The 8,151-nt window shown below is 61.6% G+C and carries 6 protein-coding genes and 1 pseudogene; 1 reads left to right on the plus strand and 6 read right to left on the minus strand.

Annotated features, from left to right (window positions below):
- Positions 1 to 10 precede the first annotated feature (10 nt).
- The 5 genes from D1159_RS14735 to polA all read right to left on the minus strand — a co-directional run bounded on the left by D1159_RS14735 (position 11) and on the right by polA (position 5,935).
- Positions 11 to 655 carry a hypothetical protein gene (locus tag D1159_RS14735; RefSeq protein WP_161846413.1) on the minus strand — a complete coding sequence of 215 codons (645 nt, stop codon included), beginning with the start codon at positions 653 to 655 and terminating at the stop codon, positions 11 to 13.
- Positions 652 to 1,527: a mechanosensitive ion channel family protein gene (locus D1159_RS14740; RefSeq protein WP_161846414.1), complete on the minus strand. Its 876-nt coding sequence runs from the start codon at positions 1,525 to 1,527 to the stop codon at positions 652 to 654. The genes D1159_RS14735 and D1159_RS14740 overlap by 4 nt, the downstream gene beginning before the upstream one ends.
- Before the next feature lie 166 nt (positions 1,528 to 1,693).
- On the minus strand, positions 1,694 to 2,704 hold the full coding sequence (tsaD, locus tag D1159_RS14745; RefSeq protein WP_161846415.1) for a tRNA (adenosine(37)-N6)-threonylcarbamoyltransferase complex transferase subunit TsaD: 1,011 nt from the start codon (positions 2,702 to 2,704) through the stop codon (positions 1,694 to 1,696).
- A gap of 81 nt (positions 2,705 to 2,785) precedes the next feature.
- Positions 2,786 to 3,232: a ribosomal protein S18-alanine N-acetyltransferase gene (rimI, locus tag D1159_RS14750; protein ID WP_161846416.1), complete on the minus strand. Its 447-nt coding sequence runs from the start codon at positions 3,230 to 3,232 to the stop codon at positions 2,786 to 2,788.
- 24 nt (positions 3,233 to 3,256) lie between these two features.
- Complete coding sequence (polA, locus tag D1159_RS14755) at positions 3,257 to 5,935, minus strand: DNA polymerase I (protein ID WP_161846417.1); 2,679 nt, start codon at positions 5,933 to 5,935, stop codon at positions 3,257 to 3,259.
- A gap of 126 nt (positions 5,936 to 6,061) precedes the next feature.
- On the opposite strand from polA, the gene D1159_RS14760 reads away from it, so the two are divergent.
- Complete coding sequence (locus D1159_RS14760) at positions 6,062 to 7,009, plus strand: L-lactate dehydrogenase (protein ID WP_161846418.1); 948 nt, start codon at positions 6,062 to 6,064, stop codon at positions 7,007 to 7,009.
- Positions 7,010 to 7,147: 138 nt separating this feature from the next.
- Here D1159_RS14760 and D1159_RS14765 read toward each other — a convergent pair.
- A pseudogene (locus tag D1159_RS14765) lies at positions 7,148 to 8,014 on the minus strand (DDE-type integrase/transposase/recombinase); the annotation flags it as partial.
- Between the last annotated feature and the right edge of the window lie 137 nt (positions 8,015 to 8,151).

Raw genomic sequence — 8,151 nt, forward strand, 5'->3', positions numbered from 1 at the left:
CCCCCTCTTTTTATTCCTTCTTGATTTTTTCGCTCTCCTCCGCGCCGCTGAGAAGCTGCACGCTGTCGTAGAGGAACCAGGCGTACAGCCCCAGACCCGCCACCGCCAGCACCCCGGACAGGGTAAGCAGAAATCCCATCACCCCGCCGGGCAGGGCGGCCGCATTCCACAAAACCGCCACCGCCAGCACATTGTACAGGGCGGACACTCCGGATACCACCAGATAGAGCATCTGTACCTGCTGTCCCCGGGCCACAACCGCCTCTCCCCGGCCGGTTCCAATCCAGCGGCAGGTGGCGCCGCAGACCTGCCACACCACCAGCAGCTGCATCACACAGGTGAACAGCGCCAGGATCGCGCTGAAGAGAACCAACGTGTACTCCGTGGCAATGGCCATCATCCCCATATTTGCCGCAAAGCTGCCCGCCAGATGGAGGATGGCCAAGTGGAATCCTGTCCGGTAGGCCGGGTCCACGGGGGAGAGCAGTTTTAACCCCACTACCATGGTAATCACGCTGGCCATACCCAGCAGCCCGAACATCAGAAACAGGGCGTCCAGCAATCCGAACACGCCCCCCAGATTCACTGCAAGACTCAAGACCTCTGCCAGGAGCAGAAGCCTCAATCCCCTCAAGCCAGATTCTTCTTTTCTCACAGTTTCCCTCTTTCCTGCCTGTCCCCCTCCTTCACAATGTGGACGTTCATATGGGGATAGGTCATTGTAATTCCAAAGCGGTCAAAGGAGGCGCGCACCTGCTCCAGCATGTCGTGGTATACCGTCCAGTAGTCCCCCGTGGCGCACCACACCCGGGCGGTGTATTCGATACAGCTCTCCCCATAGGCGGACAGGCGGACAAAGGCAGGCGGATCCTGGAGGGCCAGGGGATGGGCCTGGATCACCGCCTCAATGGCCGCAATCACCTGCTGGGTGCCGTCGTCATAGGACGCGCTGAACACCAGATCCACCCGGCGCACCGCCTGGGCGGTGTAGTTGACAATCTTCGCCCCGGCCAGCTCCCGGTTAGGCACACAGACCATCTTATTGTCCACAGTAATCAGCCGGGTGTGGACCATTCCGATCTCCTGCACGGTGCCGCTGGTGCCGTCCGCCTCCACAAAGTCCCCCACCTTGAAGGGCTTGGAGGTCAAAATCTGAATGCCCCCCGCCAGATTGGCCAGGCTCTCCTGAATGGCCAGGGAGACCGCCAGGCCCGCGATGCTCAGCACCGCGATCAGCGAGGTCACATCCACTCCCAGGCTGCTGACCACAACCAGCACCGTCACCGTCCACAGCAGAATGTTGACGCTGTTGCGCAGAAAGCTGTGGAGAGATTTCTCCACCGTTCCCCGCTCCAAAATCCGCTGAAACAGCCGCTGGAGCACCTTGACCACCGCGACACACACCACAATCAGCACCGCCGTGGACAAAACCCGCCCCCAGGACAGGTTGTCCAGCAGCGGCCCCATGGTCTCCCGGATGCCGCTCTTGTCCAGAGATTCCTCCATCCCCTCCAGAGCCTGCGTCATAACAGCCACCTCACCGCTCCAGCGGCCGGGAAGCCCCGGCCGCTGTTCCTTATTTCGCCCCGCTTCGGGTCCTTATGACTATATCATATCCCATCTAAGGTGACAAGGCTGTTTTCCCCGCCCTGGGGAAAAGGCTGCGGTTTACCGGCCTTTTGACGCAAAGCCCTCAGCCCAGGCCGATATCCCGGGTCGCATAGGCGTTCAGGTCCATGCCGGCCCGGCGGCCCGCCAGATATTCATAATACCCCTGACACCCGATCATGGCCCCGTTGTCCCCGCACAGGGGCAGGGCAGGCAGATAGAGGGCCAGCCCCCTCTGGGCGCAGGCCCGCTCCAGGTCGCTCCGCAGGCGGGAGTTTGCCGCCACGCCGCCGGCCACGGCTACCTTTCCGTATCCCCTGCGCACCGCCGCCTCCATGGTGCGGGGGACCAGCGTATCGCTCACCGCCGCCCCGAAGGAGGCGGCCAGCCCCGGCAGATCCAAAGTCTCCCCTTTTTGACCGGCGTTGTGGACCAGATTGACCACCGCCGTCTTCAGTCCGGAGAAGGACATGTCCAGCGGTGCGCCGTGGACCTGTGCCCGGGGCAGATCGTATTTTTTGTCGTCCCCTCCCTGGGCCAGCCGGTCCATCGGGGCGCCGCCGGGGTAGCCGATGCCCAGCACCCGGGCCGCCTTGTCAAAGCACTCTCCCGCCGCGTCGTCCCGGGTGGCGCCCATAATCTCCATATCGGTATAACTGCGCACATCCACAATCATGGTGTTCCCCCCGGAGACGCACAGGCAGACAAAAGGGGGCTCCAGGTCCGGATGGGTGATGTAGTTGGCGGCAATATGCCCCCGGACGTGGTGGACGGGAATCAGGGGCTTTTGCAGGGCGAAGGCCACCGATTTGGCAAAATTTACTCCCACCAGCACCGCCCCGATGAGGCCGGGGGCGTAGGTTACCGCCACGGCGTCAATCTCTCTCCGGGTGACACCGGCCTGCGCCAGCGCCTGGCCGGCCAGGCCGGCAATGGCCTCCACGTGCTTTCGGGAGGCGATCTCCGGTACCACGCCCCCATAGGTGGCGTGCATATCCGCCTGGGAGGCGATTACGTCCGCCCGTACGGTGCGGCCGTCCTCCACCACCGCCACCGCCGTCTCGTCACAGGAGGACTCCACTGCCAGAATGATCATAGGTCCGCTCCCCTCTCTGCTGGATTCAAAATATGCACATATTTTCTATAAAATCTCTTTGGCGCCCGGGCTGACTCCGGCTCACCGGGGCCACTCCTTGGTCATCAGCAAGGCGTCCTCCCCCGGCCCGGTGTAGTAGTTCTTCCGCCGGCCCGCCTCTTCAAAGCCCAGCTTGCGGTACAGGCCGATGGCCGCCTGATTGCCGGCCCGCACCTCCAGGGTCAGAGTGGCCAGATGCGCCTCCCCGAAGCGGAGAAACGCCTCTAAAATTCCCTGCGCCACCCCCTGCCGCCGGCAGGCTGGGTCTACGGCGATTTTGTCCAGACAGCCCTCGTCCAGCACCACCCGAATCATTCCATAACCCAGCACAGCGCCGTCCGCCCCCTGGGCCACAATACAGGAAACGCACTCGTTGTACAGCTCCTCCGCCAGCATAGCCTCGCTCCACCCATGCTGAAAGCAGGTTCGCTCCAGCTCCGCCACCTCAGGCAGGTGGCTGCGGTCCATGGGGACCAGTTGATAATTCATCGCTCTCTCCCTTTTTCCAGGGGATCAGTGGGCCTGCGCCCAGCTTTTTCCCACCTTTGCGTCCGCTGTCAGGGGCACGGAGAGGGAAATGACCCCCTCCATAATCTCCTTGAGCAGCTCTTTGACTGCCTTAGCCTCCTCCTCGGGGCACTCCACAATCAGCTCGTCGTGGACCTGGAGCACCAGGCGCGCCTTCCAGTTCTCCTCCCGCAGGCGCCGGTCGGTCTGGATCATGGCCAGCTTGATGATATCCGCCGCTGTGCCCTGGATGGGCATGTTGAGGGCCACCCGCTCGCCGAAGGAACGCAGGTTGAAGTTGGAGGATTTCAGCTCCGGCAGCCAGCGGCGGCGGCCCATGAGGGTGCAGACATAGCCGTCCCGCCGGGCCTGTTCCACCACGCCGGCCATGTAGGCCCGTACGCCGGAGTAGGTCTCCAGATAGCGCTGCATATACTCCTTGGCCTCCCCCCGGCTGACGCCGATGTCCTCGGACAGGGAGAAGTCGGAGATGCCGTAGACAATACCGAAGTTCACCGCCTTGGCCCGGCGGCGCATCTCTGGGGTGACCAGCTCCGGCGGCACACCGAAGACCTGCCCCGCGGTGACGGTGTGGATGTCCGCTCCGGAGTTGAACGCCGCTATCATATGGGCGTCCCCGGCGATATGGGCCAGCAGGCGCAGCTCAATCTGGGAGTAGTCCGCGTCCACCAGCACATTCCCCGGTCCGGGGACAAACATTTTTCGCAGCTCCGCCCCCAACTGGGTCCGGATGGGGATGTTCTGGAGGTTGGGCTCCGCCGAGGACAGCCGCCCGGTGGCGGTGACTGTGTTCTGGAAGGAGGTGTGAATCCGCCCGTCCGGCCCGATCACCTTCCCCAGCCCCTCCACATAGGTGGAGGCCAGCTTGGTCAGCTGCCGGTACTCCAGCACCGCGTCCACAATGGGGGCCTGCCCCCGCAGCTTCTCCAGCACCTCCGCGCTGGTGGAATATCCCGTCTTGGTCTTCTTCACCGGCGGCAGGCCCATCTTCTCAAAGAGGATCTGCCCCAGCTGCTTGGGGGAGTGGATGTTGAATTTCTCCCCCGCCTGCTGGTATACGCTGGCCTGGGCGGTCTCAATCCGGCTGTCCAGCATGGTCCCGAACTCTGCCAGGGCCTTTCGGTCCACCAGAAACCCTGTCCGCTCCATCCGGGCCAGCACCGGGCACAGGGGCAGCTCCACCTGGTCGTGGATCTGGCGCAGGTGGAGCTCCTCCAGCCGGGGGGCCAGGGCCCGCCACAGCCGGTGGATAAGGGCGGCATGGCACGCCAGGGCGTCCGCCGCTTCCGCCGGGCTGGACAGGGGGCCAAAGGCGTCCGGATCCAGGTAATCCTTCGTCTTGGCGGTCTCCGCGTTGAAGTAGGCGACAGACAGTTTTTCCAGCTCATAGCTGCCGTCGGTGGGGGCCAGCAGGTAGGCGGCAATGGCGGTGTCAAACACAAAGCCCTCTCCCTCGATCCCCTCGTTCAGCAGGGCGCGGAGGAGATCCTTTACGCCGTGAGACACCTTCTGGATATCCGGCGCGGCGAACAGTTTTCGCAGAAAGCCGTTGTACCCATCCAGTTTCCCTGTCAGGAAGACAGCGGCCTGGTCCGCCGCCGGCTCCCCCCAGGCCACGCACACTCCGTCCAGAGTAGGCAGGGCCAGCACCCCCACAGGGCCGCAGGTGTTCCACAGCTCCAGCAGCTCCTCCGCCCGGCCGGGGCCGGTAATGATCTCCCCCTGGCAGGGCGCCGCATCCGGCGCGCCCTCCACCGGGGCGTCCCCCTGCCCCCCCTTGAGGCCCAGGCGCTCAATCAGCTTGGCAAACTCCAGCCGGAGCAGCCGCTCATAGAGCAGCGGGGCGTTGTACGCCCTGCGCAGAGCGTCTTCCGGCTGGAAGTCAATGGGCGCGTCCCGCCGGATGGTGGCCAGGTCCAGAGAGAGCTGCGCCATTTCTTTTCCCTCCGCCAGCTTTTTCACCACCCCCGGCTTGGCGGGGGTTTCAGGGGCGATACAGATTTCCGGCATGTGGCTGTACAGGTGGCTGATAGAGCCATAGAGCTGCACCAAAGCCATGGCGGTCTTCTCTCCCACCCCCTTTACGCCGGGGATATTGTCGCTGGCGTCCCCCATCAGAGCCTTGAGGTCAATCATATGAATGGGGGCGAAGCTGTAATCCGCCTGGAACGCCGCCGGCGTCATGTCCCTGGTGGTGGTCTGACCCATGCGGGTGGTGACCAGCTTCACCCGGGTGTGATCCGTGATGAGCTGGAGGGAGTCTTTGTCCCCAGTGACCACCACCGTCTCCCACCCCGCCTGGGCGTCCTTCGCGGCGATGGTGCCCAGAAGATCGTCCGCCTCCCAGCCGTCCAGCTCGTACCGGGGGATGTTCATCGCCTCCAGGATCTCCTTCAGCAACGGCATCTGGGCCGCCAGCTCCTCCGGCATTCCCTTGCGCTGGGCCTTGTAGGGCTCGTACGCCAGGTGCCGGAAGGTGGGCGCCGCCCGGTCAAAGGTGACGCACAAGGCATCCGGTTTCTCCTCCTCTTCCAGCTTGAACAAAATAGTCAAAAAGCCGTAGACCGCGTTGGTGGGCACGCCGTCCCGGGTGGCCAGGGGCCGCACTCCGTAAAAGGCCCGGTTGATGATGGAATTCCCGTCGATAACCATTAGTTTTTTCATAGCGCGCCTCCCGCGTCTTGTAATAAAATCGCAGCTTTGCGGCTATTATACCCAATTTTTCCTGTTTGGGCAAGCCAAAGAACGGGCATTCTACTGTTATCGCTATGGTTCGAGAGGAGTTTTGCCATGATTGACACACGCAAAGCGGCCGTCATCGGCTGCGGCTTTGTGGGGGCGTCCATCGCCTTCAGCCTGATGCAGCGTAGCCTGTTCTCTGAGCTGGTCCTTTTGGATATAAACAAGGAAAAGGCCGTGGGAGAAGCGATGGATCTCAGCGACGGCCTGCCCTATACCGCCTCCATGGACATCCACGCCGGCTCCTATGAGGAGCTGGCCGACTGCTCCCTTGTCATCCTCACCGCCGGCGCCAACCAGCGTCCCGGCGAGAGCCGTCTGGACCTGATTGGAAAAAACACCGCCATTCTCAAAAGCATCATCCCAAACCTCACCGCCCACGGCTTTGAGGGGATTCTGATGGTGGTCTCCAACCCGGTAGACGTGCTGACCTATGCGGCCTGGCGGCTGTCCGGCCTGCCGGCCAACCGGGTGATCGGCTCGGGCACGGTGCTGGACACCGCCCGGCTCAAGCAGCTTCTGGGGCAGCGCCTGGGGGTGGACAGCCGCAACGTCCACGCCTTCATCATCGGGGAGCATGGGGACAGCGAGCTGGCAGTGTGGAGCGGCGCCAACGTCTCCGGCATCGATCTGGAGCACTTCTGCGCCCTGCGGGGCCGCCGGCACGACCGGGCCGCCCTGGACCAGCTCTACCGCAGCGTTCGGGACAGCGCCTATGAGATCATCGCCCGCAAGGGCGCCACCTACTACGGCATCGCCATGGCGGCGGCCCGCATTGCGGAGTGTATCGTCAAAGACGAGCAGTCCGTCCTGCCGGTCTCCGTGGTGCTCCAGGGAGAGTATGGCCTGGATGGCCTCTCCCTCAGCCTCCCCTCTCTGCTGGGCAAAAACGGCCTGGAGACCATTCTGGAGATCCCCCTGGACCCTGGAGAGCAGCAGGCCCTCCGCGCCTCCGCCAAGCAGCTGCACGGGATTCTCCCCTCCCTGGGCCTCCCCTGACCCGGCTGTCCACCCAAAAATCAGCTGCCGCGTCCATAATTGTAGGTTTGTCAATGAATGGTTACAAGAAGGCAAGGAATCTAAAACCTGTTTAGGGGAGCGCCAAGACAGGGGACGCATGGGGAAAGCGTTGTACTGACGCTGCCTGACAGCGAGTTGCTTTTGGAAATCCTGGAAGGAAAAGAATTTGTGGGAGGCATAAAACTCCTCATTATCCTTGCGGTGGCTACGCTCTACCTTGCCATTGTGCCTTGGTGTGTAAGGACGAATCAACTTATGCTGGATTCCCATCTGTGCCAAAGTCTTTTCAAAAAGAGTTAACTTTTTTGTGGCCGAGGAGTTGAGCCGGTTGGTAAATTCAGGACCGTTGCCTGTCTGAACGCACTCAATGGCATAGGGGAATTTTCTGACACAGTTTCGGATAAATTGGGCGGAAGAATAGGTGCTGTGCTCCTGAAAGGCCTCCAGATACCGGAAACGGCTGTATTCATCCAGAAACGTGTACTGGTAGTATCCGCCCTCGTCGGCAGTGACTCCAACCAGACAACTTTTCGGAACGTATTTGACATCAACTTGGACTCGCTGACCGGGATAGTGCATCTGCTCATAGGGTTTGGGAATATACTTGGGATTTGGCAGTTTCACCGCCATCTGCCCACTCTTTCGCAGAAAACGGTACAGGCCGGAGATAGAGCGTGTGTAGCCTCGCTGCCGCAGCTTTACCCAGAACACCACCAACCCGGCATTGGGGTTTCGGCAGTGCATGTCTTGGATGAGCTTGATCTCGTCAGGGCGGTGCTGGTTTGGATGTCTATGGGGACGGTGGGAACGGTCTTCCAAGGACTTCAGCGTCCCGTCATATCGCTTTATCCAGCGGTAGATGTACTGCTGGTTTGTATGGTAGCGGGTGGCCGCCTTGGTCACTCCGTGTTTCTGGGCATATGAAATTAGGGCTTGTCTGTACCGGGCTGTTTGTGTTATCTTATCTTCCCTTAACAAGAGCATACAAAAACACAACAATTAAATGGACTGTCAACCTTACGCAAAACACCGCTTCCGGTAAAATGAACAGCACCCCATTTGTTAGACAGTATGGTATACTACTAACAAGTGGGGTGATTTATTATGCCAAAAGGAGTAGC

The sequence above is a fragment of the Pseudoflavonifractor sp. 524-17 genome (assembly GCF_009935845.1).
In the GTDB taxonomy this organism is placed as follows: Bacteria; Bacillota; Clostridia; order Oscillospirales; family Oscillospiraceae; genus Pseudoflavonifractor_A.